The organism is Ancylobacter rudongensis (assembly GCF_900100155.1).
GTDB lineage: Bacteria > Pseudomonadota > Alphaproteobacteria > Rhizobiales > Xanthobacteraceae > Ancylobacter > Ancylobacter rudongensis.
The window spans coordinates 109961-136474 of the sequence record NZ_FMTP01000002.1 but is presented as its reverse complement, the minus strand read 5'-3'; the positions used below and the strand labels follow the sequence as shown (position 1 = coordinate 136474).

General features: G+C 67.5%; 28 protein-coding genes. 10 read left to right on the top strand and 18 right to left on the bottom strand.

Annotated elements, in window-relative coordinates:
- Position 1: 1 nt before the first annotated feature.
- The 5 genes from BLO63_RS05635 to BLO63_RS05615 form a co-directional block, all read right to left on the bottom strand.
- Positions 2-718 (bottom strand): ABC transporter ATP-binding protein, encoded by a 717-nt coding sequence (locus BLO63_RS05635; RefSeq protein ID WP_091437557.1) that lies wholly within the window; start codon positions 716-718, stop codon positions 2-4.
- Entirely contained in the window at positions 711-1469 is a 759-nt protein-coding gene (locus BLO63_RS05630) for an ABC transporter ATP-binding protein (RefSeq protein ID WP_091437555.1), read from the bottom strand. The genes BLO63_RS05635 and BLO63_RS05630 overlap by 8 nt, the downstream gene beginning before the upstream one ends.
- Positions 1466-2416 (bottom strand): branched-chain amino acid ABC transporter permease, encoded by a 951-nt coding sequence (locus BLO63_RS05625; RefSeq protein WP_091437553.1) that lies wholly within the window; start codon positions 2414-2416, stop codon positions 1466-1468. Before BLO63_RS05625 ends, BLO63_RS05630 begins: the two co-directional genes overlap by 4 nt.
- Complete coding sequence (locus BLO63_RS05620; RefSeq protein ID WP_091437552.1) at positions 2413-3276, bottom strand: branched-chain amino acid ABC transporter permease; 864 nt, start codon at positions 3274-3276, stop codon at positions 2413-2415. The genes BLO63_RS05625 and BLO63_RS05620 overlap by 4 nt, the downstream gene beginning before the upstream one ends.
- Positions 3277-3394: 118 nt before the next feature.
- Positions 3395-4618: an amino acid ABC transporter substrate-binding protein gene (locus BLO63_RS05615; RefSeq protein ID WP_091437550.1), complete on the bottom strand. Its 1224-nt coding sequence runs from the start codon at positions 4616-4618 to the stop codon at positions 3395-3397.
- 425 nt (positions 4619-5043) lie between these two features.
- Here BLO63_RS05615 and BLO63_RS05610 point away from each other — a divergent pair, with 425 nt between their 5' ends.
- The 3 genes from BLO63_RS05610 to BLO63_RS05600 are packed head-to-tail and all read left to right on the top strand — an operon-like array spanning position 5044 to position 6945.
- The gene (locus BLO63_RS05610; protein WP_091437548.1) at positions 5044-5529 is read left to right on the top strand and encodes an SRPBCC family protein; all 486 of its coding nucleotides are present in this window, start codon (positions 5044-5046) and stop codon (positions 5527-5529) included.
- A gap of 45 nt (positions 5530-5574) precedes the next feature.
- The gene (locus tag BLO63_RS05605) at positions 5575-6111 is read left to right on the top strand and encodes a (2Fe-2S)-binding protein (protein WP_091437546.1); all 537 of its coding nucleotides are present in this window, start codon (positions 5575-5577) and stop codon (positions 6109-6111) included.
- A gap of 9 nt (positions 6112-6120) precedes the next feature.
- A complete protein-coding gene (locus BLO63_RS05600) occupies positions 6121-6945 on the top strand; it encodes an FAD binding domain-containing protein (RefSeq protein ID WP_091437544.1) in 825 nt (274 codons plus the stop codon).
- Between the two features lie 53 nt (positions 6946-6998).
- Here BLO63_RS05600 and BLO63_RS05595 read toward each other — a convergent pair whose 3' ends face one another.
- The 7 genes from BLO63_RS05595 to BLO63_RS05565 form a co-directional block, all read right to left on the bottom strand.
- Positions 6999-7682, bottom strand: a complete 684-nt coding sequence (locus tag BLO63_RS05595; RefSeq protein ID WP_244517662.1) for an SDR family NAD(P)-dependent oxidoreductase — start codon at positions 7680-7682, stop codon at positions 6999-7001.
- Positions 7679-8041 carry a thiol-disulfide oxidoreductase DCC family protein gene (locus BLO63_RS05590; RefSeq protein ID WP_091437543.1) on the bottom strand — a complete coding sequence of 121 codons (363 nt, stop codon included), beginning with the start codon at positions 8039-8041 and terminating at the stop codon, positions 7679-7681. Before BLO63_RS05590 ends, BLO63_RS05595 begins: the two co-directional genes overlap by 4 nt.
- The gene (locus BLO63_RS05585; protein ID WP_091437541.1) at positions 8038-9018 is read right to left on the bottom strand and encodes an NAD(P)/FAD-dependent oxidoreductase; all 981 of its coding nucleotides are present in this window, start codon (positions 9016-9018) and stop codon (positions 8038-8040) included. The genes BLO63_RS05590 and BLO63_RS05585 overlap by 4 nt, the downstream gene beginning before the upstream one ends.
- Complete coding sequence (locus BLO63_RS05580) at positions 9015-9458, bottom strand: DUF3429 domain-containing protein (protein ID WP_091437539.1); 444 nt, start codon at positions 9456-9458, stop codon at positions 9015-9017. The genes BLO63_RS05585 and BLO63_RS05580 overlap by 4 nt, the downstream gene beginning before the upstream one ends.
- A gap of 58 nt (positions 9459-9516) precedes the next feature.
- Positions 9517-10512 carry a sodium-dependent bicarbonate transport family permease gene (locus BLO63_RS05575; protein ID WP_091437538.1) on the bottom strand — a complete coding sequence of 332 codons (996 nt, stop codon included), beginning with the start codon at positions 10510-10512 and terminating at the stop codon, positions 9517-9519.
- Between the two features lie 128 nt (positions 10513-10640).
- Positions 10641-11627 carry a TerC family protein gene (locus tag BLO63_RS05570; RefSeq protein ID WP_091437536.1) on the bottom strand — a complete coding sequence of 329 codons (987 nt, stop codon included), beginning with the start codon at positions 11625-11627 and terminating at the stop codon, positions 10641-10643.
- 187 nt (positions 11628-11814) lie between these two features.
- Positions 11815-12051, bottom strand: coding sequence for a hypothetical protein (locus BLO63_RS05565; protein WP_091437534.1), 237 nt, complete (start codon positions 12049-12051; stop codon positions 11815-11817).
- A 94-nt stretch (positions 12052-12145) separates the two neighbouring features.
- Here BLO63_RS05565 and BLO63_RS05560 point away from each other — a divergent pair, with 94 nt between their 5' ends.
- Entirely contained in the window at positions 12146-13066 is a 921-nt protein-coding gene (locus BLO63_RS05560; protein WP_091437533.1) for a hydrogen peroxide-inducible genes activator, read from the top strand.
- Here the strand turns inward: BLO63_RS05560 and BLO63_RS05555 are convergent.
- Positions 13058-13750 carry a TetR/AcrR family transcriptional regulator gene (locus tag BLO63_RS05555; RefSeq protein ID WP_244517661.1) on the bottom strand — a complete coding sequence of 231 codons (693 nt, stop codon included), beginning with the start codon at positions 13748-13750 and terminating at the stop codon, positions 13058-13060. The genes BLO63_RS05560 and BLO63_RS05555 overlap by 9 nt on opposite strands.
- 110 nt (positions 13751-13860) lie before the next feature.
- Here BLO63_RS05555 and BLO63_RS05550 point away from each other — a divergent pair, with 110 nt between their 5' ends.
- The 4 genes from BLO63_RS05550 to BLO63_RS05535 all read left to right on the top strand — a co-directional run bounded on the left by BLO63_RS05550 (position 13861) and on the right by BLO63_RS05535 (position 20369).
- Positions 13861-15141 (top strand): efflux RND transporter periplasmic adaptor subunit, encoded by a 1281-nt coding sequence (locus BLO63_RS05550; protein WP_091437531.1) that lies wholly within the window; start codon positions 13861-13863, stop codon positions 15139-15141.
- 10 nt (positions 15142-15151) lie between these two features.
- Positions 15152-18322 carry an efflux RND transporter permease subunit gene (locus BLO63_RS05545; protein WP_091437530.1) on the top strand — a complete coding sequence of 1057 codons (3171 nt, stop codon included), beginning with the start codon at positions 15152-15154 and terminating at the stop codon, positions 18320-18322.
- Between the two features lie 46 nt (positions 18323-18368).
- Positions 18369-19961: an efflux transporter outer membrane subunit gene (locus BLO63_RS05540; RefSeq protein ID WP_244517659.1), complete on the top strand. Its 1593-nt coding sequence runs from the start codon at positions 18369-18371 to the stop codon at positions 19959-19961.
- Positions 19962-20075: 114 nt separating this feature from the next.
- A complete protein-coding gene (locus BLO63_RS05535; RefSeq protein WP_244517657.1) occupies positions 20076-20369 on the top strand; it encodes a hypothetical protein in 294 nt (97 codons plus the stop codon).
- Between the two features lie 35 nt (positions 20370-20404).
- Here BLO63_RS05535 and BLO63_RS05530 read toward each other — a convergent pair whose 3' ends face one another.
- Genes BLO63_RS05530 through BLO63_RS05515 form a run of 4 tightly spaced genes read right to left on the bottom strand, consistent with a single transcriptional unit; the run spans position 20405 to position 23935 of the window.
- On the bottom strand, positions 20405-21244 hold the full coding sequence (locus BLO63_RS05530; RefSeq protein WP_244517655.1) for a metal ABC transporter permease: 840 nt from the start codon (positions 21242-21244) through the stop codon (positions 20405-20407).
- A 2-nt stretch (positions 21245-21246) separates the two neighbouring features.
- Positions 21247-22071, bottom strand: a complete 825-nt coding sequence (locus tag BLO63_RS05525) for a metal ABC transporter permease (protein WP_425284324.1) — start codon at positions 22069-22071, stop codon at positions 21247-21249.
- A 35-nt stretch (positions 22072-22106) separates the two neighbouring features.
- Positions 22107-22994, bottom strand: coding sequence for a manganese/iron ABC transporter ATP-binding protein (locus BLO63_RS05520; RefSeq protein ID WP_091437521.1), 888 nt, complete (start codon positions 22992-22994; stop codon positions 22107-22109).
- Entirely contained in the window at positions 22991-23935 is a 945-nt protein-coding gene (locus BLO63_RS05515) for a metal ABC transporter substrate-binding protein (RefSeq protein WP_091437519.1), read from the bottom strand. Before BLO63_RS05515 ends, BLO63_RS05520 begins: the two co-directional genes overlap by 4 nt.
- 291 nt (positions 23936-24226) lie before the next feature.
- Here BLO63_RS05515 and BLO63_RS05510 point away from each other — a divergent pair, with 291 nt between their 5' ends.
- Both BLO63_RS05510 and BLO63_RS05505 read left to right on the top strand, forming a co-directional pair.
- Complete coding sequence (locus tag BLO63_RS05510) at positions 24227-25171, top strand: hypothetical protein (RefSeq protein ID WP_244517654.1); 945 nt, start codon at positions 24227-24229, stop codon at positions 25169-25171.
- A gap of 107 nt (positions 25172-25278) precedes the next feature.
- Positions 25279-25533, top strand: a complete 255-nt coding sequence (locus BLO63_RS05505; protein ID WP_091437517.1) for a DUF2188 domain-containing protein — start codon at positions 25279-25281, stop codon at positions 25531-25533.
- A 42-nt stretch (positions 25534-25575) separates the two neighbouring features.
- Here BLO63_RS05505 and BLO63_RS05500 read toward each other — a convergent pair whose 3' ends face one another.
- Positions 25576-26490 (bottom strand): LysR substrate-binding domain-containing protein, encoded by a 915-nt coding sequence (locus tag BLO63_RS05500; RefSeq protein ID WP_091437515.1) that lies wholly within the window; start codon positions 26488-26490, stop codon positions 25576-25578.
- Positions 26491-26514 lie beyond the last annotated feature (24 nt).

Sequence of the window (26514 nt, the reverse complement as noted above, 5' to 3'; positions counted from 1 at the left end):
ATTAAATCGACAGGTAAGCCTCGCTGACGGTCGGATCGCGCGCCAGTTCCGCCGAGAGTCCGGAGCGGGTGACGCGGCCGCTCTCGACGATATAGGCCCGGTGGGAGAGCTCGAAGGCGGTCATTACGTCCTGCTCGACAAGGAGGATGGTCTGGCCGGCGCGGTTCAGCGCCAGCAGCGCCTCGCTCAGATGCTCCACCATGCGCGGCGAGAGCCCGAGCGAGAGTTCGTCGATCATCAGCAGGCGCGGGCGGGACATGATTCCGCGCCCAACCGCGCACATCTGCTGCTCGCCGCCCGAGAGGGTGGTGGCGTCCTGGCGCTGACGGTCGCGCAGGATCGGAAACAGGTCGAACACCCAGTCGAGGTCGCGTGCGATCTCCTGCCGGTCGGTGCGCAGATAGGCACCGAGCATCAGATTGTCGCGCACGGTGAGGCCCCGGAACAGGCGGCGGCCTTCCGGCACATGGGCGAGGCCGGCCTTGAGCACGACATCGGGCCGGGCACCTTCGATCGGGACGCCGTTGAAGCGGATCGTGCCGGCCTGCGGGGCCAGCTGACCGGAGATGGTACGCAGCAGGGTGGTCTTGCCGGCGCCGTTCGAGCCGACCAGGGCGACGATTTCGCAGGGCTGGACCACAAGGTCCATGCCCCACAGCACCCGGATCTGACCATAGCCCGAGGTCACGCCTTCCAGTGCCAGCATCGGCTCAGCCATGGTTGAGCTCCTTGAGGCGCGCGGCGAACTTGGCGCCGAGATAGGCTTCGATGACACGCTCGTCGGCGACGATCTCGGCGCTCGGCCCGTCGGCGATGAGCTGGCCGTGATGCAGCACCAGCAGGCGCTTCGACAGCGAGAGGACGACCTTCATCAGGTGCTCGATGATGAGCACGGTGACGCCGCGCTCGGCGATCTTGCGGATGAGGGCGAGGGCGCCGTCGATCTCGGACGAGTTGAGGCCGGCATTGACCTCGTCGAGCATCAGCACTTTCGGGTTCATGGCGAGGCTTTTGGCCAGTTCCAGCCGCTTGCGCGCCGCCAAGGCGAGATTGGCCGCGGGCCGGTCCGCCAGCGCGTCGAGGCCGACGAATTCGAGGCTCTGCATCGCCATGTCGCGCGCGTCGCCCAGCGAGCCGGCCCCGGCGCCAAACAGCGCGCCGGCGGTGACATTTTCCAGCACCGTCATCGCCGGGAAGGGCTGGACGATCTGGAAGGTGCGGGCGAGCCCGCGCCGGGCGGCCTGATAGGGCTTCTGCAGCCCGACATCCTCGCTTTTGAACAGGATGCGGCCGGAGGAGCGGCGCAGATTTCCGGTGACGACATTGACCAGCGTGGTCTTGCCCGCCCCGTTCGGTCCGATGAGGCCGACGACTTCGCCCTCGTTCAGCGAGAAGGAGACGTCGGTAAGGGCAGCGAGCCCGCCGAACTGCTTGGAGACGCCGTCGAGGCGCAGGATGGGCTCGATCATTCCCGGCCCCCGATCTTGGCTGCACGCAGCCGCCGCAGCGCGCGCAGGCTGAGCAGCCCGCCCGGCAGGAAGAAGATAAGCAGCACGATGACGACGCCGAGGATGGCGCGGTTCCAGTCGAGGAAGTTCGCCCAGAACAGTTCCTCCAGCAGCACGAAGGCGGCGGCTCCCAGCGCCGGGCCGAGAATGGTGCCGGCGCCGCCGAGAAGGGCCATGACGACGACCTTCACCGTCATCACGATCTGGAAGGAGTCGGTTGGGTCGATATAGCCGGTCCATGAGGCATAGGCCGCACCCGCGGTGGCGCAGAACATGGCCGAGAGCGTGTAGGCGGCGATCTTGTAGACTGTTGTGTTGATGCCGACCATGGCGGCGGCATCCTCGTTCTGGTGGATGCAGCGCAGGCCGAAGCCGAGGCGCGAGCGGTCGACGAGGATCGTGGCGATGAGGCTGGCGAGCAGGATGGCGAGCATCACGAAGAGGAAGAAGCGCATCAGCTCTTCCGGCGGCCAGGACATCAGCGGGAGGTTGAGCCCGTCGCCGCCGCCGGTGAGGGTCGACCAGGAGGAAACGACCAGCCGGCACAGCTCCACCACGGCAATGGATCCGATGGCGAAGTAATGGCCGCGCAGCCGCAGGATGATGCCGCCGAGCAGCGCGGCGAAGGCGGCGACCACCACTGTCGCGATGGCCCAGGCAAGGCCCATCGGAATGCCGTGGCGCTGGCAGATCGCCCCGACATAGGCGCCGAGGCCGAAAAAAGCGGCGGTGGAAAAGGAGGGATAGCCAGTAAAGCCGCCGATGAAGTTCCACGAGGTGGCCAGCGCCCCATACATGGCGACGATGGCGGCGGTGCGCACGACGTAATTGTCGGCATAGAGCGGCGTGGTGGCGAGCACGAGAAGGCCGGCAACCAGGGCGGCGTAAAGCGGAAAGCCGGATTTCATTCGTACCCCCTGACGCCGACGAGGCCGGTGGGCCGGGTGAGCAGCAGCACCAGCATCAGCACGAAGCCGGCGGTGATGGCCTGCTGCGGCCCGAACCAGTGGCCGGCGAAGCTCTCGACCAGCCCCAGCACCAGCCCCCCGACCAGCGCGCCCGGCACTGAGCCGAGCCCGCCCACCACGCAGACCACGAACGCCTTGCCGAGCCAGATGCCGGTGACATTGGTAGTGATGGGGAAGACGGTAGCAAAGACCACGCCGGCCACGCCCGCCATCAGCGCGCCGATCCCGAAGGTGATGGCGTAGATGCGGTCGGTGCGGATGCCCATCAGCTCGGCGGCGGAGCGGTCCATCCGCACGGCGACAATGGCGCGGCCGATCGAGGAGCCGCGCATCACCGCATAGAGCAGCAGCGTCATCGCCAAGGCGAGGCCGGTGCCGACGAGCCGGTCCACCGGAAGGACGATGGAGCCCAGTTGCACCGCGCCGAGATCGAGCGTGATCCGGCGCGGGGTCGCGGTGAACCAGTAGGTCATCGCGTTGTAGAGGATCATGTCGAGGCCGAAGGTCAGCGTCAGCGTGGTGAGGACGGGAGCGCTCACCACCCGGTTGATCACCAGCTTCTGCAGCGCGAAACCGAGCGCGAACATCAGCGCCGCGACGACGGGCAGCATCGCCACGGGATGAATGCCGTAGAGATGCCAGGCGAAAAAGGTGAGGTAGCCGCCAAGAATGATGAACGAGCCGTGGAGCATGTTGATGACGTTCAACACGCCCCAGACCAGCGAGAAGCCGACCGCCAGGCACGCATAGAGCGCACCGAGCATCAGGCCGTTGGAGAGGATCTGCAGGTAGATCGCCATGTCACTCTTAACCGCTGCCGCCCTTGTCGCTGACCCGCGCTCGCGGCCCGTGGGCGGGCCGCAAGACTGAAGAGGGCGCGCGCCGGACGATCCGCCGCGCGCGGGGAAGACGAGCCGGTCAGGGCATCGCGATCATGTCGGCATTCTTGATCTCGGCGGGGGCGAGCACCTTGATCGTCTGGTCCTGCACCTGGATGATCGGCAGCTCGCGCGAGAGGTTCATGCCGTTGGGGCCGAACTTGATTGGGCCGTAGAAAGTCTGGATGTCGGTCGCCGCGATGGCGTCGCGCACCTTGGCCTTGTCGAGCGAGCCGGCGCGGGCGAGCGCGTCGACAATGACCTCGCCGGCCGCCGCGCAGGAGCCGTGCACATAATCCGGGTCGCCCTTGGTGCGGGCCTTGAAGTCCTCATAGAAAGCGGCCGTGGTCGGCCATACGCCCTGGCCCTCATAGCTGGTGAGGTGATGCCACCAGCTTGACGAGGAGATGCCATTGGCCAGCGGGCCGAGGCCGTCGGTGAACTCCTTGTAGGACGGGCCGGTAACCATGGTGACGATCTGCGCGGTGACGCCAAGGTCCTGCATCTGCTTGCGCGCCAGAATGAGGTCCTGAGTGTAGCCGGTGATGTAGATCCAGTCGGGCTTGGCGGCCTTGATCGAGGACAGCGCGGCGGCATGGTCCATGGTGCCGACGGGATAGAGTTCCTTGTAGGCGACGGTCAGCCCGCCCGCCTCGGCTGCCTTGGCGATGCCTTCGGCCATGGATTTGGGGAAGACGTCATCGCGGCCGAGCACCGCGATCGACTTGGTTTCCGGGAACTTCTCCTTGAAGAACTTCACCATGGCGGTGGTCATGCCGCCATTGGGGGAGAGCGTGCCGAACAGATATTTCAGCGTCTGGTCGTACACGCTCTCGGAGGAGGCGACGCAGGCGATGGTGGGTATCTGGTAGCGCTCGCCGACACCGGCGACGATCTTGGTGTGGCCCGAGCCGAAGGGCGAGAACAGGAACTGCACCTTGTCGTCGTTGATCAGCTTCTCGGCGAGCTGGGAGGCCCGTTGGCCTTCCGACTGGTAGTCATATTCGATCAGCTCCACCTTGAGCTTCTTGTCGCCGACCTGGATGCCGCCGCCGGCATTGATCTTCTCGACCCACATCTTCCAGACGACATCCTGCTTGTGGCCTTCGTCGGCGAGGCCGCCGGTGAGGGCCAGCGGCGCGCCGATCTTGATCGTCTCCTGCGCCAAAGCGGGGGAGTTCAGCGCGGCGGCGAGAAGGCCGGTGGCGACGCCGCCGGCCAGCAGGCCGGCACGTGCGGAGCGAAGGATACCGTGAGCGAACATGCGATTGTTTCCTGTGCTGGAAATGCCAAAGGGTCGCTGCGGCCCCTGCCCGGCGGGGCCTCCGTGTCGCGCGCCACAGGCGCTGGCGGGTCAGCGCCGGCACCGCATGGTATGGTGTGCTATGTAACCATACCAATGAGGAGGATTTGCTCAATATTTAATGGTGTTGATGAATGCGTTAATTTTGGGCAGCCGGCGGTGAACAAGGTGGCAATCCGCTCCCGCCGCTGGTCTCGTCAACGGAAATGGCAACCTTGGCCGTGGCTTGGGAGGTGGTGCAGCGGTTGGCACGAGCGTTGCTAGCCGTTCGGGGACGTCTGTGCCCGGCGTCCCTATCGCCGCCCGCGGTCAGGCGGGGCGAGGCGGTCGAGTGGTTCTTGCGCGTGGCGTCCGCGCCGGCGCGCGGCTTTTGAGGCAGGTGGCACATGGAACTGACCGGCGCGCAGCGCATCGAGGCTCCCCGCGAGGTGGTCTGGCAGGCCCTCAACGATCCGGACATTCTTCGCCGGTGCATTCCTGGCTGCCAGGAACTGGTGCAGGCCTCGTCGACCGCCTTCACCGCGCGGGTCGTCCTCAAGATCGGGCCGGTAAAGGCCAGCTTTTCCGGCGCGGTGACGCTGTCCGACCTTGATCCGCCCGGCCGCTACCGCATCACGGGCGAGGGGCAGGGCGGCGTCGCCGGCTTCGCCAAGGGCGGTGCCGATGTCTGGCTGGAGCCCGAGCCGGACGGCGCCACGCTTCTGACCTATGCGGCGCAGGCCATGGTCGGCGGCAAGATCGCGCAGCTGGGCGCGCGGCTGATCGACAGCACCTCCCGCAAGCTGGCGGGCGAGTTCTTCAGCGCCTTCGCGCAGATCGTCGCCCCGCCCCCGATTCCGGCGCCGGCCCTGCCAAGCGAGGCCGCGCCGTGATCGGCCCCCAAACCGCAACCGCCGCCGGAACGCGGGAGTAGTGCGATGCAGCCGACTTCATTCAAGGACACCTCGCTTGTGCGCGCTCCGGCGCACCCGCTCGCCTTGAGCGTCAACGGGGCTGCCGTTTCCGTCACGGTGGATGTGCGGACCCTGCTGGTGCAGCTGCTGCGCGACGAATTGCGGCTCACCGGCACCCATGTCGGCTGCGACACCAGCCAATGCGGCGCCTGCACCGTGCTTGTCGATGGCGCGGCGGTGAAAGCCTGCGCGGTGCTCGCTGTTCAGGTTGAAGGACGTGAGGTGCGGACGATCGAGGGCGTGGCGACGGCGGAGACGCTTCACCCCATGCAGGAGGCGTTTCGCGAGCATCACGGCCTGCAATGCGGTTTCTGCACGCCGGGGATGATCCTCGCCGCCATGGACATGGTGCGCCGTCACGGTCCCGTTCTCGACGAGGCGACGGTGCGGGCCGATCTGGAGGGCAATCTCTGCCGTTGCACCGGCTACCACAACATCGTCAAGGCGATCATTGCCGGGGCACGCGCCATGGGCGCCGGTCCGGCGGTCGGGTTGGACTAGGAGCGCGCCATGTTCGCCTTCACCTATCACCGCCCGGACACCCTGACGCAGGCCGTCGGCCTGCTGCGCGGGCGTGAAGAGGCAAAGCCGCTCGCCGGTGGACAGACGCTCATCGCCACCCTGAAGCAGCGGCTCGCCGCCCCGAGCGACCTTGTCGACCTTGGCGCCCTGCCGGCACTGCGCGCCATCGCGCGCGTTGACGGACGGCTGGTCATCGGCGCCATGGCCCGCCATGCCGATGTCGAAGCCTCGCCTCTGGTGCGCGAAAGCCTGCCCGCGCTAGCGGCGCTGGCCGGATTGATCGGCGATCCCGCCGTGCGCAATCGCGGCACGCTCGGCGGCTCGATCGCCAATAACGACCCCTCGGCCGACTATCCCGCCGGGTGCCTCGCACTCGACGCCACCATCGTCACCGACCGGCGGGAGATCGCGGCTGCCGATTTTTTCATTGGCCTGTTCGAGACCGCGTTGGAGCCGGACGAGATCATCATCCAGGTCGCCTTTCCGCTGGGCGGGGAGGGGACTTATGAGAAATTCCGCAACCCCGCCTCGCGCTATGCCATGGCGGGCGTGTTCATCTGGCGGGGCCAGGCTTTGCCGGGCGAGGGCCCGGTGCGCGTCGCCGTCACCGGGGCCGGGCAGGGCGGCGTTTTCCGCTGGAGTGAGGCGGAGGCGGCGCTTGCCGCTCACTTCTCGCCCACGGCGCTGGCAGGTCTCGTCCTGTCGGGGGATGAAATGATCGAGGACATTCATGGCAGCGGCGCCTATCGCGCCCACCTCGTCGGCGCGATGGCCCGCCGCGCGGTGGCGCGGATGACGCAGGCCGGCGCCTGATCGGAGCTGCGGTTGCGCGGCGCTTGAGCCGATGCCGCGGGGCTGCCGAAGTGTCAGAACGGCAGCGGGTTGCCGTGGCGGTCGAAGAAGCCGCCGCTATCGGCCGGGCCCAGTCGTGCCAGGCCTGCCAGCAGGTCGCGCGCCGCTTCGGCGGGGGAGAGCGGCTCCAGCCCCACCTTGGCGAAGGGGCGGGACAGCGGCGTCGACACCGTGCCGGGGTGCAGGGCGACGCACACCGCCGCGCCATGGGTGCGCTTCAGCTCGATGGCAGCGCAGCGCACCAGCTGGTTGAGCGCGGCCTTCGAGGCGCGGTAGCTGTACCAGCCGCCCAGCCGGTTATCGCCGATGCTGCCAACCTTGGCCGACAGCGTCGCGAAGACGGCGGGCGCGCTGCGCGGCAGCAGGGGCAGGAGGTGCTTCATCAGCAGCGCCGGCCCGATGGCGTTGATGGCGAAGGACCGCGCCATTGCTGCCGGGTCGATCGCCCGCAGCGCCTTCTCCGGCTGCAGCGTTTCATCGGACAACAGTCCGGTGGCGTCCAGCACCAGATGCGGCGTTCCCCGTTCCGCGACGTGGCGGGCCACTTGCGCCACCGTCGCCTCTTCAAGAAGATCGAGCCGGGGGACGGACTGGCGGGAGAGGCCGATCACCGCGTCGAAGCCGCCGCCTTCTATCAGAGCCTCGCGCAGCGCCGCGCCGATGCCACCGCTGGACCCGATGACCACAGCGAGCCTCACCTGTGCGTCTCCTCAAAGCGCCGGGCCAGATTCTGCAGGCGTGGCCGCAGGCGCAGGAAGCCGGTATAGGCCCGCTCGAGCAGGGACAGAATGTGACGGTTGCGCGCCGCGAGGCCCAAGGGCCTCAGCAGCGGAATTTGCCGCCACATCGCGGCAAAGGCCGCCGCGCCGGTCAGCAGGCGCCCGTCCTCGCTGGCGTGCAGGCGTGCCAGCATTGCGCCGCGATCGACCGGGCAGGAGTCGGCCGCCTCCAGATCGATGAAGGCGATGCGCCCGCGATGGTCGAGGCGCTTCATCAGGGCGATCTCGCGCCGGCACAGCGGGCATTGGGAATCGTACCAAACCGTCACCGCGTTCATGGCAGACCCCGCGTGAGACGCTCGGCGAGGTCGAGCGCGGCCAAGCACACTTCCTCGATCCGGCTGGAGGTGGCCCAGTCGCCGGTGGCGGCCAGCGAGCCGTCCGGCGCGATCCATGGACCGGGCCGGCTGGCGCGCTCAACCAGCGCCGAACGCCAGCGGTGCGCCCTCACCAGGGCCGGCTCGGGCAGCTGGAAGGGCAATGCCGCCCGCAGCGCATGCAGCAGGAGCGGCGCCAGCAGCTCCGCCGGCGTGTCGCAATGGAGCCGCGACCAGCGGCTGCGGGTCTGGGCGACGAGGGTGGTGCGATCGCTCGCACGCCCGGGCTTGGAGCTGTCGATGGTGATCCAGCGCAGCGGCCCGCCCCTCACCCGGGCGGCGATCCACCCCTGGTGCCAGGGCATGTCGAGCGCGACCATCAAGGCGTGGCGGGGCTTCATCGCGGCCTCAGGCAGGGCGGCCCCGCCCGCCGCCGCGCCGAACAGGACCCGGCTCTGATGCGCCGGCGCGGTCGAGACCACGAGGTCGAACGTGCCCAGCGCCTCGCCGCTGACGCTGCGGAGCGCGTAGGGTCCCGCGCCGGCATCGAGTGGGGCGACATCGGTCCCGACCCTGAGATCAATGTCCGCCGCGAGATGCGCTGCGAGGGCACTCATGCCGGGCACGCCGACCAGCAGGCGTTCGGATGGATGGCGGATGCCGGTGACACGGTCGGCCTGGAGGTTGACCACTGCTCCAGGCCACTCCGCCACCACCCCTGCATCGAGCAGGGGCGCCAGCCAGGCCAGGAAGGCCGGCGTGCGTGCCGTGAAGCAGGGCGCGCCATGGTCGAAGCGGTAGACGCCCTCGCGCCGGGTGGCGGTGCGCCCACCAGGGCCCCGCGCCTTCTCGAACACGGCGATCTCCGCCCGCCCTTTCAATGCGTGGGCGAGCGTCAGTCCGGAGAGGCCAGCACCGATGATGGCGATGCGCTTCATGCCGCCATCCCGATCCACCCGCAGGCGCTCACCACCACCGCGCTGATGGCGACCCGCAGTTGCCAGAACCAGCCGGCCCACACCCCGCGTGCGCGCAGATGCCGGTCGACGCCGAGCAGCGCCGCGAAAATCACCGCCAGCAGCAGGAAGCCGGGCTGCGGCGTCAGCAGCGCGGCCAGCCAGGCGAACAGCGCGGCGACGTTGCTCAGCAGGAAGAGCCGGACAGCCAGGGGTTCGGGCGCGAACAGCGCCGCCCCCCAATGCATGCCGCAGACGAAGGAGGCGATCACGGCGCCATAGATCTGCACGGTGCCGATCCCGCCGAGCCGTGCGGCATCGGCGATGGCGGCCAGGAACGGCAATGTCCCGGCCGCCGCGAGCAGCCAGGCGGTGACGCGGACGGCAGGGGCAGGGGTCAAAGAGGCAGCAGCCGGGCTCATGCTGCTTTTACGGTGCGCCCGGCCGCCCGGATCAGGGCGCCTCCAGACGATCTGGCGCTCAGCGATAGATCAGGCCCGCCAGTGCCGCATAGAGCGGGATCCCGATCACCACATTCAGCGGAAAGGTGACGGCGAGGGAGGCGGCCAAAGCGTAGGCGGCATTGGCCTGCGGCAGGGCGAGGCGAACCGCCGCCGGAGCGGCGATGTAGGAGGCGCTTGCCGCCAGCGTCGCCAGTATGATCGCCCCGCCCTCCGACAGGCCGGCCGCAGCCCCGGTGAGCAGCCCCAGCGCGCCATTGACCAGCGGCGCGGCAATCGCGAAGGCCAGCAGTCGGCCGCCCGCCTTCCAGGCCTCGTCCGCCTTCTCCGCCGCGACGATGCCGAGCTCAAGGAGGAACAGGCAGAGGAAGCCGAGGAACAGATCGCCGAAGAAGGGCTGTACCGGAGCCATGCCGGCCTTGCCGATCACCCCGCCAATGGCGAGACCGCCGACCAGCAGCAGGAAGCTCTTGGAAGAGACCACCTCGCGCAGGGCGGCGCCAAGCGAAGGCTGGGCGATGTCCGCCGTGGCGGCGCCCGACCGATCCTCCGACCCGTCCCTGACCATTCGGGCCAGCAGCAGTGCGACGACGATCGCCGGGGCTTCCATCAGCGCCAATATGGCGGTCATGAAGCCTTCATGGGGGATGCCGGCCTGGGCGAGATAGCTCACCACCGCGATGAAGGTGACGGCGGAGACCGAGCCGTAATGCGCGGCGAGCGAGGCGGCGTCCGCCACGCTAAAGCCGGCGGCCTGGCGCAGCGCGAGGAAGCACCAGAGCGGGATGAACAGGCCGAGTGCCAGCGCCGCGCCTGCCGGCGCGGCGAAGTCCACCCAGCGCGTCTCCGCCAGCTCCGCCCCGCCCTTCAGCCCGATGGCGAGGAGCAGATAGATCGAAACCGCCTCGAATACCGGCGCCGGTACGCGCAGATTGCTGCGCAGGGCGCAGGCGAGCGCTCCCAGGCCGAAACACAGGACCGGAGGCGAGAGCAGGGCGGCACTGGCGAGCGACATGGGGGCTCCCTCGTCTGACGGGGCGTCGTGGACAGGCAAGAGCCGGGCGCGGCACCGCTGTGCGCGGCGGCCGGCCCGGCCCTCGAAGGCTTCAGGGGAAGGCCGGCGCCGTAGCGCCGGCCTCGGGATCAATGGGCGCCAAGCCCGGTCTTGCGGGTCTTCCACAGGGAGAAGACGACGCCACCGGCGATCATCGCCAGCGTGACCGAGAGCGAGACCGCCGGGTCGAGCTTGCCGTAGAAGTAGTTCCAGAAGATCTTGCCGCCGATGAACACCAGCACCAGCGCCAGGGCGTATTTCAGGTACTCGAAGCGGTGCACCATGGCGGCCAGCGCGAAGTAGAGGGCGCGCAGACCGAGGATCGCCATGATGTTCGCGGTGAAGACGATGTAGGTGTCGGTGGTGATGGCGAAGATCGCCGGCACCGAGTCGACCGCGAAGACCAGGTCGGCAATGTTGATGACGACCAGCGCCAGGAACAGCGGCGTCACCCAGAGCACCATCTTGCCCGTCACCGGGTGCGGCTGGCGCACGATGAAGCGCTGGCCGTGCAACTGGGGCGTCACCCGCAGGACCCGCGAGAGCAGGCGAACCACCGGGTTCTTGGAAATGTCCTGCTCGCCTTCCTTGACGATCAGCATCTTGATGCCGGTCGCGACGAGGAAGGCGCCGAACAGCAGCAGCACCCAGTCATATTCCTGCACCAGCGCAGCGCCGACGCCGATCATGAGGCCGCGCAGCACCAGCACCGCGATGATGCCCCAGACAAGGGCGCGGTACTGGTAGATGCGGGGAATGGCGAAGTAGCTGAAGATCAGCGAGATGACGAAGACGTTGTCGATCGAGAGCGCCTTCTCGATCGCATAGCCGGTGAAGTACTGCATGCTGGCGTCGGCCCCTCGCGAGTACCAGACCCAGCCGCCGAACAGCACGGCGACGAAGATATAGAACAGCGAGAGCCGGAGGCTTTCGCCGATGCCCAGTTCCTTGTTGCCCTTGTTCAGCACGCCGAGATCGAAGGCGAGCAGGACGAAGACAATGGCGAGGAAGCTCAGCCAGAGCCAGGCGGGCGTGCCGACGATGTCGGCCGTGATCAGTGATATCAATGTGTCCATCGGGTCCTCGGTTCAGCCCCCACGACACACGCCGACACGCCGGCCGGCGGCGCCGGGCAGGCGCCGCAGGTCGTTCGCGCGGACGTGCGCTGGGGAGTGCGGGTAGGGGGAGGACCGACATGGCGGCGCGATGCCGTCAGAGGGACCCGGACCTCGGGTTGGAAGGGATTAGGCGGGGACGTGGCGCTCAGCGCAGCGGCGGGAGGCTCAGATCAGTGAAGCGCCCTGGCCGGCGCGATACCCTCACCTCGGCCATATCGCGCCCTTCACGGCGGATATAGTCGATCTGCGCCATCAGCTGGCGCTTGATGCGCCTGAGCGCCATCATGCGCTCGCCGTCAGGCTTGTCGCGCCGGCGCTCGGCCGCGAGCTCGACATCGAGCATCTGGCTGCGGGTCGTCAGCGATTTGAGGAACTGGTCCACGTCACCCTCCTTTCGATGAGGGCAAGATGACGTGGACGGGCCCATAGTTCCAATGCATAGTCTCAATATCATCGATAGATCGGAACTATCGGCTATGGCCTTCCGTCCAACCCACCGCCAGCTCGAATACGCCGTCGCGCTGGCCGAGACCGGCCATTTCGGCGCGGCGGCGCGGCGCTGCCATGTCTCTCAACCGACTCTTTCCGTGCAGATCGCCCAGCTGGAGGCGCAGCTTGGCGCCACGCTGTTCGACCGCACGCCCGGCCGCGTGCAGCCCACCGCCATTGGAGAGCGGGTCATTGAGGCGGCGCGTGCCGTGCTGCTGACGCTGGATGATATCGTCGCGGTGGCGGCGAGCGGGGCGCGCAATCTCGGCGGGCTGATCCGGCTCGGGGTGGCGCCGACCTTCGGGCCCTATTTCCTGCCTTACCTGCTGCCGCCCCTGCATGCGCGCTATCCGGCGCTGCAAATCTACATCAAGGAGGAGCGGCCGGCGGCGATCTTGCGCGAGGTGGTCTCCGGCGCGCTGGACTGCGGCCTGGGTCCGGCGCCGGATTCCGGCCATGCCGTCACCTTCCGGCGGCTGTGCCGCGAGACGATCTTCCTCGGCGTGCCCAAGGACCACCCGCTTGCGAGCATCGGTCATGTCGACCCCCAGGCGCTGCGGGGCGAGCGGCTGCTGACTCTCGGGCGTGGGCACCATCTGTTCGAGCGGACCCGCGAGCTTGCCGCGGCCTGCGGCGCCGACATGCGGGAGGATTACGAGGGCACCAGCCTCGACGCGCTGCGGCAGATGGTGGTGATGGGCATGGGCATGTCGCTGTTCCCCGAGCTTTATGCGCGCTCGGAATTCCGCATGGAGGACGACATCGCCCTGCTCACCCTCGACGGCTGGCCGGCCAGCCGCGACATGGGCTATTTCTGGCGCGCCGGCAACGGGCGGGCGGCACAGTTCGAGGAACTGGCCCGCGAGAGCGAAGCTGCCTGCGTGGGGCTGGGCCTCGCCTCACGTTGAACGGCCATCCCCCTCGGTGGGCGTGGCGCCGGCGGGCGTCGCCACCCCGCGCAGAAACACCCGGATGCACTCGCGCACATAGGCGCGCCGCCGCTCGCTGCCGGGCCAGTGCATCCGACCGTCGCGTGTCAGCGCGATCGATCCCCCCACCAGGTCCATCAGCATCGAGGCGGCATCGTGCAAGTCCGGTACGTCGATCCGGCCAAGCGAGCGCTGGTGGTCGAGCCAGTCGGTGAGCAGCCGGAGCACGGCGTTGCGGCCGAACTTGTCCGAGATCGCCCTGAGCTCGGGGTTCACCGCCGCCTCCAGAAAGAGGAACTGCAGAAAGGCGAAGCGCTCGCGATCGGCCTCATCGTCGATCTCGTTGAAGAAGATGCGGTCGAGGGCCTCTGCCAGAGATAGATGGTCATAGTCGCGCGGCAGGTCGATCATGCTCTCGGTATGCGCTTCGATGATCGCCGCCATGAGCGCGGTCTTGCTCGGGAACAGCCGATAGAGCGTCGTCTTCGAGATCTGGCAGCGGGCGGCCACGGTGTCGGTCGTCATCCGGGCATAGCCAACTTCGCGAAAGATCTGCAGCGCCTGCGCCACGATTTCCCTGCGCCGGGCCGAATCCGGCGCCGTCTTCGGGCGCCCGCGCCCGCGGGTCTGCAGCCCCTGCCCCTCATTTCCAGCCTGCGACAAGCGACTTCTCCCCTTCCGGGGCCCGGCGGACCGTCCGAGCGCACCAATTGACAGATCAACAGACTCGATAATATAGATACTGATCGGTACTCTATATAGGGAATTTCACTGTGGCGTCATTTCGCCCCGCGCGTTCGGCGCTCCTTCCCAGCACTCTGGCCCTGCTTCTCGCGCTCATCGGCTGCGATGGCCGCGAGGCCGGCCAGCCGCAGGGCCCTGGCGCGCAGGGTCGCCCGCAGGTCGGCGTGGTGACGGTGCGCCCGCAGTCGGTCGCCATAACCGCAGAAATGCCCGGGCGCACCACCGCCTCGGTCGTTGCCGAGGTGCGCCCGCAGGTCGGCGGCATCATCAAGTCGCGGCTGTTCGAGGAAGGGTCGGAGGTCAAGGCCGGCGACGCCCTCTACCAGATCGACCCGGCGAGCTATCAGGCCGCCTATGACAGCGCGGTGGCGAGCCAGCAGAAGGCCGAGGCGGCGGTGCCGAGCGCCCAGTCCAAGGTGGAGCGCTATGAAGGGCTCATCAAGCAGAACGCCGTCAGCAAGCAGGACTACGACGACGCTGTCGCTTCACTGGCGCAGGCCAGGGCCGATGTCGCGGCCGCCAAGGCCGATGTCGACACCGCCCGGATCAATCTCGACTACACCCGCATCACCGCGCCGATCGGCGGGCGGATCGACAAGTCGACGCTGACCCCCGGCGCGCTGGTCACGGCGAGCCAGGACACGGCGCTCACCACCATCCGCACGCTCGACCCGATCAATGTCGACGTCACCCAGTCCAGCACCAACCTTCTGAACCTGCGCCAGGCGATCCGTGACGGGCGGATCAAGATCTCCGGCGACCGCGTCCAGGTGCGGCTCGAACTCGACAATGGCGAGACCTACGCCCATCCCGGCACGCTGGAATTCACCTCGGCCTACGTCGACACGACCACCGGCACCTATGGCGTGCGGGCGCAGTTTCCCAACCCGGACCGGCTGCTGCTGCCGGGCATGTATGTGCGCGCCGTCATCGAGGAAGGCGTCGCCCCCGACAGCTTCCTCGTCCCCCAGCGCGGGGTGACGCGCAACTCCAAGGGCGAGCCGGTGGCGCTCGTCGTCAACGCCGACAACAAGGTCGAGCAGCGCGTGCTCGCCGTGTCGCGCAGCGTCGGCAACAGCTGGCTGGTTGATAGCGGTATAACCGATGGCGACCGCGTCATCGTCGAGGGCAGCCAGTTCGCCCGCCCGGGCCAGGACGTCACCCCGGTCGACGTGGTGGTGGACGAGACCACCGGTGAAGTGCGCGACCGAGGCCAGCAGAGCACGGCGCCTGTTCCCGCCGGCAGACAGGCCATGGCCGGTGCTTCCGCCGGCTCCTCCGCCGGTTCCCCGACCGCCACGTCGAACTGAAGGCGCGTCCATGTCCCGTTTCTTCATCGACCGCCCGGTCTTCGCCTGGGTCATCGCACTGTTGATCATGCTCGGCGGCGTGCTGGCGCTGAACACCCTGCCCATTGCGCAATACCCGCAGATCGCCCCGCCCACGGTCAGCGTCACCGCCTCCTATCCCGGCGCCGACGCCCAGACCGTGGAGAATTCGGTCACCAAGGTCATCGAGCAGGGCCTGACCGGCATCGACAATCTCGACTACATGTCGGCGACCTCGCTCTCGACAGGGCAGTCGACGATCACGCTGACCTTCACCAACGCGGCTGATCCCGACATCGCGCAGATGCAGGTGCAGAACAAGCTGCAGCTCGTCACCCCCCAGTTGCCGAGCGTGGTGCAGACCAACGGCATCTCGGTCGACAAGGCCTCCGACGGCTTCCTGATGGTGATCGGCTTCGTCTCGACCGATGGGCGCATGTCGTCGACCGATGTGTCCGACTATGTCGATTCCACCCTCAACGACACGCTGCGGCGCATCGAGGGGGTGGGCTCCACCACGCTGTTCGGCTCCTCCTATGCGATGCGCATATGGCTCGACCCCGAAAAGCTCTCCAAGTACCAGCTGATGCCGAGCGACGTGGCGAGTGCCATCGAGGCACAGAACACGCAGGTTTCCGCTGGCCAGCTCGGCGGCCTGCCGGCGCGGCAGGGGCAGCAGCTCAACGCCACGGTCACGGCGCGCTCGCGGCTGCAAACGCCCGAGCAGTTCCGCAACATCATCCTCAAGAGCACCACGGACGGCTCGCTGGTGCGGGTTAACGATGTGGCGACGGTGGAGCTCGGCGCGGAGAGCTACACCACCTCCTCCCGCTACAACGGCATGGCGGCGGGCGGGCTCGCCATCAATTTGGGCACGGGCGCCAACGCCATCGACACGGCGGAGAAGGTCAAGGCCGCCATCGAGCGGATGAAGCCGACCTTCCCGGAAGGGGTGGAGGTCGTCTATCCCTACGACACCACGCCCTTTGTGCTGCTCTCTATCGAGGAGGTGGTGCGCACGCTGTTCGAGGCGATCGTCCTCGTCTTCGTGGTGATGTTCGTCTTCCTGCAGAATTTCCGCGCGACGCTGATCCCGTCGCTGGCGGTGCCGGTGGTGCTGCTCGGCACCTTCGGCGTGCTGGCGCTGTTCGGCTATTCCATCAACACGCTGACCATGTTCGCCATGGTGCTCGCCATCGGCCTCCTGGTCGATGATGCGATCGTCGTGGTCGAGAATGTCGAGCGCGTGATGGAGGAGGAGGGGCTTTCGCCGAAGGAGGCGACCCGCAAGTCGATGGGCGAGATCACCGGCGCGCTGGTCGGCATCGCCACCGTGCTCTCGGCCGTGTTCATCCCGATGGCCTTCTTCGGCGGCTCGGTCGGCGTGATCTATCGCCAGTTCTCCGTCACCATCGTCTCGGCCATGGTGCTCTCGGTGGTGGTGGCGCTGGTCCTCACCCCGGCCCTGTGCGCGACCCTGCTGAGGCCGCCGAAGGAGCACGCCAAGAGCCGTGGCGTGTTCGGCTGGTTCAACCGCACGTTCGACCGCACCACAAACGCCTACCGCCACGGGACCGCCGGTATAGTGGCGCGCTCGGGCCGCTTCCTCGTGGTGTTCCTCGCCATCGCCCTTGGCATGGGCTGGATGTTCGCCCGGCTTCCCTCGTCCTTCCTGCCGGAGGAGGACCAGGGCATGCTCATCACCATGGTGCAGCTGCCGGCCGGTGCCACATCCGACCGCACGGAACAGGAGCTCGACAAGGTTCGGGCCCATTTCCTCGAGGATGAGAAGGAGGCGGTCCAGGGGGTGTTCACCGTCAACGGATTCGGCTTCAGCGGGCAGGGGCAGAATCTTGGCATCGCCTTCGTGCAACTGCGGCCCTTCGACGAACGCAAATCCCCCGCAGTGTCCGCCAGCGCGGTTGCCGGCCGGGCGATGGCGGCGCTGCACGCACGCGACGCCATGGTGTTCACCCTCATGCCGCCGGCGATCCAGGGCATGGGAAATTCCGGCGGCTTCAGCTTCTATCTTCAGGATGTCACCGGCGCCGGCCATGAAAAGCTGATCGCGGCCCGCAACCAGCTTCTCGGCATGGCAGCGCAGGACCCGCAACTCGTCGCCACCCGCCCGAACGGGCTCGAGGACGAACCGCAATTCGTCGTCGACATCGACCAGGAGAAGGCAAGCGCGCTCGGCGTGTCGCTGGCCGATATCAACGACACGCTCTCCTCGGCCTGGGGCAGCGACTATGTGAACGACTTCCTCGACCGCGGCCGGGTGAAGAAGGTCTATCTCCAGTCGGCGGCGGATTTCCGCATGCAGCCGGAAGACCTCGCCAAATGGGAGGTGCGCAACTCCCAAGGCGCCATGGTGCCCTTCTCCTCCTTCGCCTCGACGCGCTGGACCTACGGGTCGCCGCGCCTGGAGCGCTTCAACGGCGCCTCGGCGGTGGAGATACAGGGCCAGGCGGCGCCGGGCGTCTCCTCCGGCGTGGCGATGGACTCGGTGGACGCCCTGGTCGGCAAGCTGCCGCCCGGCTTCGACCATGAATGGACCGGGCTGTCGCATCAGGAGCGGCTCTCCGCCAATCAGGCGACGGCGCTCTACGCCATCTCTGTGCTGGTCATCTTCCTGTGCCTCGCCGCGCTCTATGAAAGCTGGTCGATCCCGTTCGCCGTACTGCTCTCGGTGCCGATCGGCGTGTTTGGCGCGCTGCTCGCGGCCTCGCTCTTCGGCCAGACCAACGACGTCTACTTCAAGGTCGGCCTGCTCACCACCATCGGCCTCGCGGCCAAGAACGCGATCCTCATCGTCGAATTCGCCCTCGAGCGGCAGGCGCATGGGGTGAGCCTCGTCGAGGCGACGCTGGACGCCGCGCGCCAGCGGCTGCGCCCGATCCTGATGACCTCCTTCGCCTTCATATTGGGCGTGACCCCGCTGGCGATCGCCAGCGGCGCCGGCTCGGGTGCGCAGAACGCCATCGGCATCGGCGTCATGGGCGGCATGATCGCCGCCACCGTGCTCGGCGTCTTCTTCGTGCCGTTGCTGTTCGTCGTCGTGCGCCGGGTCTTTGCCGGCAAGGCGCCGGCCAAGGAAGAGGCGCCGCCGGCATCGGCGCCTGCCCGTCCGGCCGGGGAGGCGCACGATGCTCCTTCCGCCTGATCCCCGCCGCCCCGCCACGCCCCTCATTCGCCCGTCAGGTGAACCGATGTCCCTCTCGCCTGTGATGTGTCGCCCCTTCGGTGTCGCGGCGCCGCGCCTGGCCGGCGCGCTCTTTCTTGCCGCGCTGCTCGGCGGCTGCGCGGTGGGGCCCGACTACCGCGCCCCCGGCTTCCAGCTGCCCGCCAGCTGGGGCAAGGCCTCACCGTCCGTGACCGCCACCGGCGAGGAGGCGGACAACCGCCCGCCGGAGCTCGCGGACTGGTGGAAACGGCTCGGCGATCCGACGCTGAACCGGCTTGTCGACGAGGCGATCGCGGGCAATCTCGACGTCGCCACCGCGAAGGCGCGGGTGCGCCAGGCCCGCGCCACGCGACAGCAGGCAATCGGCGCGCTGGCACCCAGCGTCACTGGATCGGGCAGCTATACCCGCGCCGACAATGGCACCAACGTCTCCGATACCGGCGACGTGACCGTCTCCGGTCCGTTCGATTCCTTCTCCCTCGGTTCCAATGCCAGCTGGGAGCTCGACCTGTTCGGCGAGAATCGTCGCGCGGCCGAGGCGGCGACCTATGGGCTGGATGCGGCGGAGGAGACGCTGCGCAACACGCTGCTCACCCTGATCGGCGATGTGGCGACGTATTATGTCGAGGCGCGCGGCTATCAGGCCCGGGCGGCACTCGCCCGCCGCACCGCCGTCTCGCAGCGCGAGACCGCCGCCCTGACCCGCACCAAGCTGCAGGCCGGCTCGGCCTCCGCCGTCGATGTCGCCAATGCGGAAGGCCAGGCGGCAAGCACCGAGGCCAATATTCCCGAACTGGAATCGAACTACCAGCAGACCGTCCATCAGCTGGCCATCCTGCTCGGCCAGCCGCCGAGCGCGCTCAACGAGACCATGAAGCGCAGCGCCCCGATCCCGACGCCGGTCAAGGCGATCCCGCGCGGCGTGCCGGCCAATGTGCTGCTCTCGCGCCCCGACGTGCGCCTCGCCGAACGCCAATACGCCCAGTACACGGCCAAGATCGGCCAGGCCGAGGCCGCGCGCTATCCCGATGTCAGCCTCGTCGGCGAAGTCACGACCTCAGCCGCCACGGTTGGCGATCTCGCCAAGAGCTCGTCGGTCAGCTGGAGCTTCGGGCCGAGCGTCAGCATCCCGATCTTCAACGCCGGCCAGCTGAAGGCGGCGGTAGACTTCGCCCAGGCCCAGCGCGACGAGTATTTCCTCACCTATCACGCCGCCGTGCTAACCGCCCTGCAGGATGTGGAGAATGCCAGCGTCGCCCTTCAGCAGGAGCGCCTCAAATATCGCAGTCTCAGCGCCTCCGCCGCGTCCTACCGGCAGGCCGTGGACCTCGCCCGTGTGCTCTACCAGAGCGGCTCGTCGAGCTTTCTCGACGTGCTCGTCGCCGAGCGCTCGGCCTATTCCGCCGACGACACGCTGCTCACCAGCCGGGTGGCCATCGCCACCGACTATGTCGCGCTCAACAAGGCGCTGGGCGGGGGCTGGACCGGCAAGGTGGACGACCGCACGCCCGCGGTGGTCGACACGCAGATGGCCCCGCGCCTGGTCTCGCTCGACCGCGCCGGCCTGAAGCCGCGCGACGCGGAGAACCAGGGAGTCGCGGAGGCTTTTGCGCATTGACGGCGCGGTGGGGCGGGAGTGCGGCGCCGGTGGCGCTCTCGCGCAACCTCCCGTAAAGGCACATTGGCGCGCCGGGAGGCCGGCGCCGCCGATGTGTCAGTGCGAGGTGGCAGGGTGGAGTTCGTGAGATGCCATTGGCAAGGCCGGGTGCCGCTGGCGCGCGTCTTCTGGTGGGACATGCTCATCGTCGGCACGCTGGTCAATCTGATCGCCGGCGGGACGGCACTGGCCGCCCATGTCGCCGGCGCCCCGTTCTGGCTCGCGGCGCTGATCTTCTTCCTGCCGCTGCCGCTGAATGTGCTGCTCACCGTCTCGGTGTGGCGGTCCGCCGGGCAGGTAGCACCCGGCGAGGGCCTGCTTGCCCGGGCGGGGGCGCTGGTCTGGCTGGCCGTGATGCTGGTCGTCTAGCGTCCGTGCCTGGGTTTGAGGAAACCGGCGCCGCCCTAGCCGGCATCTCCCGTCTCGATCCGGCGGGTCGCCAGCGATGAGCGCAGCAGGGCGGCGATGAAGACCGCGCTCATCACCAGCACGATGGTCGGGGCCGGCGCGCTGTCGAGGAAGAACGAGAGATAGACCCCCAGAAGCGACGCTCCGACGCCGATCACCAGTGAGGCCGCCAGCATGGCGCCGAAGGTGCGCGTCACCAGGAAGGCGATGGCCCCCGGTGCGATCAGCATGGCGATGGCCAGGATCAGCCCCACCGCCTTGAGCGCGCCGACAATGGCGAGCGAGATCAGGCACAGCAGGCCGTAATGCAGCAGCCCGACCCGCAGCCCGACCACGCGCGCCTGCGCCGGGTCGAAGGCGTGCAGCAGCAGGTCCTTCCACTTCACCGCTATGGCGCCGGCGACAAGGGCGGCGATGAGCGCACTCTCGCCAATGTCGCGCCAGGCGACACCGAGCATGTCGCCGAACAGGATGTGGTCGAGATGCACCTCGGTCTGGATCTTGACGTAGAGCACCAGCCCGAAGCCGAACATGCCGGAGAACACGATGCCCATCACCGTATCCTGCTTTATGCGGCTGTTGTCCTTGAGGAATCCCGTCGCCACGGCGCAGAACATGCCGGCGGCGAAGGCGCCGACCGCCAGCGGCAGCCCGACGATATAGGCGATGACCACGCCGGGGAAAACGGCGTGAGAAATGGCGTCGCCCATCAGCGACCAGCCCTTCAGCACCAGGAAGCAGGACAGCAGCGCCATCGGCACCGCCACCAGCGCCGATATGACGAGCGCATTGACCATGAAGGGGAACTGGAAGGGGGCGAGCAGGGTCTCCACCATGATCACGCCTCCTCGACCTTGAGAGCCTGCGCCGCCCGCCGCCGCGCCGCCAGCATGCCGTGCTTGGGGGCGAAGACAAAGGCGGCGAGGAAGATCAGCGTCTGCAGCACCACGATGATGCCGCCGGTGGCGCCGTCGAGGAAATAGCTGACATAGGCGCCGACAAAGCTTGTCACGGCGCCAATGGCGACGGCGATCATCAGCAGGCGCGGGAAACGATCGCTCAGGAGATAGGCGGTGGCGCCGGGCGTCACCACGAGGCAGATCACGAGGAAGGCGCCCACCGTCTGCAGCGCCGCTACGGTGGAAGCCGAGAGCAGCGTGAAGAACATGATCTTCAGCGCGGTCGGCTTCAGCCCGATCGAGCGCGCATGCGCCTCGTCGAAGAACACCGCCAGCAGATCCTTCCATTTCAGCAGGAGGATCACCAGCGAGACCACGCCGATGATCGCCAGTTGCAGCGTGTCCTCGGGGGTGATGGTGAGGATGTTGCCGAGCACGATGGTCTGGATGTTCACAGAGGTCGGCGAGAGCGACACCATGAACAGCCCCAGCGCGAAGAAGGAGGAGAAGATCAGCCCGATGATGGCGTCCTCCCGCAGCCTTGTGCGCTGGTTGAGGAACAGCATGGCGGCGGCCGCCAGCCCGCCGGAGAAGAAGGCACCGACCGCATAGGGCAGGCCGAGCATATAGGCGCCGGCCACGCCGGGCACGACGGCATGGGACAGCGCGTCGCCGATCAGCGACCAGCCCTTGAGCATGAGATAGCACGACAGGAACGCGCAGACGGCGCCGACCAGCGCCGACACCCACATGGCATTGCGCATGTACTCGTAGCCGAAGGGCTCCGCCAGAAGGTCGATCACGGGGCGTTCTCCCGCGTGCGGGGCGGGCATTCGCCCTTCTCGCCATAGAACACCAGTGGGCGCTCATCGTCGGTCAGAACCGAGATCTGGCGGCTGTCGTCATCCGCGTGCAGCCCGGCGCCGCCCAGCACGAAATGGCGCAGCACGCCGCCAAAGGTCTTTTCCAGATTGGCCTCGGTGAAGGTCTCGGCGGTCGGGCCATGGGCGAGGATGGTGCCCTTCACCAGCACGGTGCGGTCGCAGAATTCCGGCACGCTGCCGAGATTGTGAGTGGAGACCAGCATGACACGACCCTCGTCGCGCAGCGACCGGAGCAGCGCGATGATCGCCTGCTCGGTCTGCACGTCAACGCCGGTGAACGGCTCGTCGAGCAGGATCACCCGCGCATCCTGCGCCAGAGCGCGGGCAAGGAAGACCCGCTTCTTCTGGCCGCCGGAGAGTTCGCCGATCTGCCGGGTGCGGAAGTCGTTCATCCCGACGCGGCCCAGCGCCTGCGTCACCGCCTGCCGGTCGGCGGCGCGGGGGAGGCGCATGAACCCCATATGGCCGTAGCGGCCCATCATCACCACGTCCTCGACCAGCACCGGGAAGTTCCAGTCGACCTCCTCGTTCTGCGGGACATAGGCGACGAGGTTCTGCCGCAATGCCTCGCCCACGGTGCCACCGAGAATGCTGATCTCACCCGCCGCCGGGCGCACGAAACCCATAATGGCCTTGAACAGGGTGGACTTGCCCGAGCCATTCACCCCGACGAGCGCCGTGATGGTGCCCAGCGGAATGGCGAAGCTGGCATCGCGCAGCGCGGTGTGACCGTTGCGATAGGTCACGGTGAGGCCGGTGACCGAAAGCCCGGTCGCCGACAGGACGGGCGAGGGCGCGTTCATTGCGACAGCCCCTGCGACAGGCCCTTTTCCACCGTGGCGGTGGTCACGCGGAGCAGGTCGATATAGGTCGGCACCGGGCCGTCAGCCTCGCTGAGCGAATCCACATAGAGCACGCCGCCATAGGCCGCGCCGGTCTCCCGCGCGACCTGCCGCGCCGGCTTGTCGGAGACGGTGCTTTCGCTGAACACGGCGGGAACGCTGTTCTTGCGCACCGCGTCGATGACCTTGCGCACCTGCTGCGGCGTGCCCTGCTGGTCGGCATTGATCGGCCAGAGATAGAGTTCCTTCAGGCCATAATCGCGGGCGAGATAGGAGAAGGCGCCTTCGCTCGTCACCAGCCAGCGCTTGTCGGCGGGGATGGCGTCCAGTTCAGCGCGGATCGGCGCCACCGCCGCTTCCAGCTTGGCCTTGTAGGCGCTCGCATTGGCCTCGTAGGTCGCGGCATTGGCGGGGTCGTATTTCACGAAGGCGTCGCGGATGTTGTCGACATAAATCAGCGCATTGGCCGGCGACATCCAGGCATGCGGGTTCGGCTTGCCGCGATAAGGGCCGTCGGCAATGCTCATCGGGGTGATGCCCTCGGTCACGACGACGCTGGGAACATCCTTGAGGTTCTGGAAGAACTTCTCGAACCAGAGTTCAAGGTTCAAGCCGTTCCAGAGGATCAGCTGCGCCCCCTGTGCGCGCTGTATGTCGCCCGGGGTCGGCGCGTAATTGTGGATTTCCGCGCCGGGCTTGGTGATCGATTCCACCACCGCCGCGTCGCCGGCCACGTTGCGCGCCATGTCGGCGATGACGGTGAACGTCGTCACCGCCTTGAATTTCGGCGGCTTGTCCGGCGCCGCGCCCTCCTGCGCCAGGGCGCCGGGCGCCCCGGCGAACCCGGCCAGGCCGACGGCCAGAAGGCCGGTCAGGATTACGCGCCTCGATTGTCTCCACATGCCGGCCCCCTTTTGCGAATGAGTTGCAGAAGCATTCTACGCCAAGCCGATGCTTGTGCAACTGCAAACGAGTTGCATCAAGAAAAGGTCATCAGCGGCACGGGATGCCGCCCGGCGCGTGTGCGCGCATGGCAATGGACGAAAGGCCGACTGGCGGCTTACATCCATCGGGCGTTGCGCTCCGCCGCACCTCTCGTGGAAGGGGCGCTGCGGCGCGCGTCGCAGCCATGCCCGCTGGCGGCTCCGGGTGCCCCGGCCGTTGAATGTCGGTTCAGTGGCGGGGAGGCGCCTGTGGACGGAAGCGAGAAAGAAGACATCAGCGCAAGGCTGGCGTGGGAGGGCGTTCCTCAATCGGTCATCGAGCATGTCTCGAAATACAGCCGTGTCGGATCGCTCGACATGGCTATTATGATTGTGTTTATAATTATATCAATTTTTCTATTGACGAATTTTATTTTATTATCGAGGCGTTTCGAGGATATAACACGCCCTAATGTCTGTATTTTTGCCGACAGAATGGGTGGCGTTTTATATGAATATGGACTGTTATATCATGTAGTTGTTGGTATTATCGGTATTTTACTTATTTCTCTTGCGCTGTCGATATTTTCGACTCTCTCACTCAGCAACTGGCAGGCTGCCGGTTTTGCCGTGTTTGTCACTTCGCCAGCGAGGAAGCGGTTCACGCGGCAGCTACAGCGGCTGATCATGGCGCGGCTCGCGAATGAGGCCGACCCTGCGCGCTATGTGCGCCGGTTCGTTCTCATGCCGGCCTGGTTTCTCGCAGGCGCGGGCGTTCTCGTTCTCGCAATCAGCGTCCCATTGGCGTTTTGCGAGGTCCGGGCGTTCGAGGTGTTCACGGCTGAAGACTACTACGTATCGCCCCTGCTCCCCTGGGAGACGCCTCGCTTCCGGCCCTGGGCCTCTGCGGTCTCTGTTGAGATTGGATGCAACCACTATCAGGCCAAGGGCGGGCCAGTTAACAGGATGATCTACGCCGTCACTTTCCGCGACGGAACGGTGGCAAGTCCCGCCTACGCCCCGCCTGTCGGTGGCTCCTGGCTCGACGGAATGGAGATCATTGACGCGACACTTCGCTCTGCTGGTGTGCGGTTCGTACCCCAGGCGGTGATGTCAGTGCATGCCTACCATCCACGCTGCATAGCGGCGCTAAGGCACGACTTTTCGAACGACGACTTCAGACGCCTGCAGCGTGTGCTCCGCCTGCCCGAGTGATGGCCCGTGCTTACGCCGTGGCAATCGGCAAGACGCTGGCGTGTTCCGGGGCTAGGGATGCGGAACCGCTATGCCGGCTGCACGGTTAGCCAGCGGGAGGAACCATCATGAGCCATATTCGCTACGAGATCGTCGAGCATGACGGGGGCTGGGCCTACAAGCTCGGCGACGTGTTCTCGGAAACCCATCCCACCCATGAATCGGCGCTCGCCGCCGCCCGCGACGCGGCGGCGCGGCAGTCGCTTTCCGGCGAGACCCGGCCCATCGCCTATCAGGACAAGAGCGGGCGGTGGCATGAGGAGGTGGCGCAGGGCGTCGACCGGCCGGATGTCGAGATCGATGACCCCGCAAAGGGCAGCTGACGCGGAACTCGGTCGGCTCTAGCCGTCGGCGACGCCGGAGGGCTACGACGTGCCAGCACTGGTCGATGTATCGGTCGGGACGTTGCCCTGCGTGGTGAACACCGTGCGCGCCACAGCGGCGAAAGCCGCGACGGCGCCGAGCGGACGGTTCTCCCGACGGGTGACGAGATACTCGTCAGCCCGCGCCGGCGCGCCTTCGATCGCCACCGCATGCAGGCGAGGGTCGCAGCCCAGTTCGCGATTCAGCACGATACCGAGGCCGATCTTCGCCGCCACCGCCTCCTTCACCGCCTCGCGGCTGCCGAGCATTAGGTGCGGCGCGAGGGTGACGCCGTGCTTCGCCAGCGCCGCCTCGAACAAATGCCGCGTCATCGAGCCGGGCTCGCGCAGCACAATGCGCTGGTCTTTCAGTTCGGCAACCGCGACCGTGCCTCGTCCCCACCAGGGATGACCCTCATGCACCAGCACCATCACCTCCTGGGCGAGCAGGCGGTCGCAGGCGAAGTCCGGGTGCGGGGCTTCCAGCGTGGCGATGGCGACATCCACACGGTTCTGGGCCACGAGATCGAGCAGGAAGCTGGAATTCTCCAGCCGCACATCGAGCCTGATCCCGGGATGCAGCGCGGTGAAACGCTGCAGGATCGGCATCGCCACATAGGGCGCGCATAGGCCCAGCGCGAGGTAGCCGGCATTCAGCGTGCGGCCCTCCTCCATGCGCGCGCCGATATCGTCGAGCATCAGCATCACCTGCCGCACCCGGGGTAGCAGGTCGCGGGCATCGGGGGAGAGCTCGATGCCCGCCCCGGTGCGCAGGAACAGCCGCGCGCCGACCGCTTCCTCCAGCGCCTTCACATGCTGGGTGATGGCCGGCTGGCTCACCCCCAGTGCCTGCGCCGCCGCGGAAAAAGTGCGGTGGGTGGCGATGGCCTGGAAGGCGCGGAGCTGGGCGAAATTCATGGTGATCGGTCTCGGCAAGGGGAC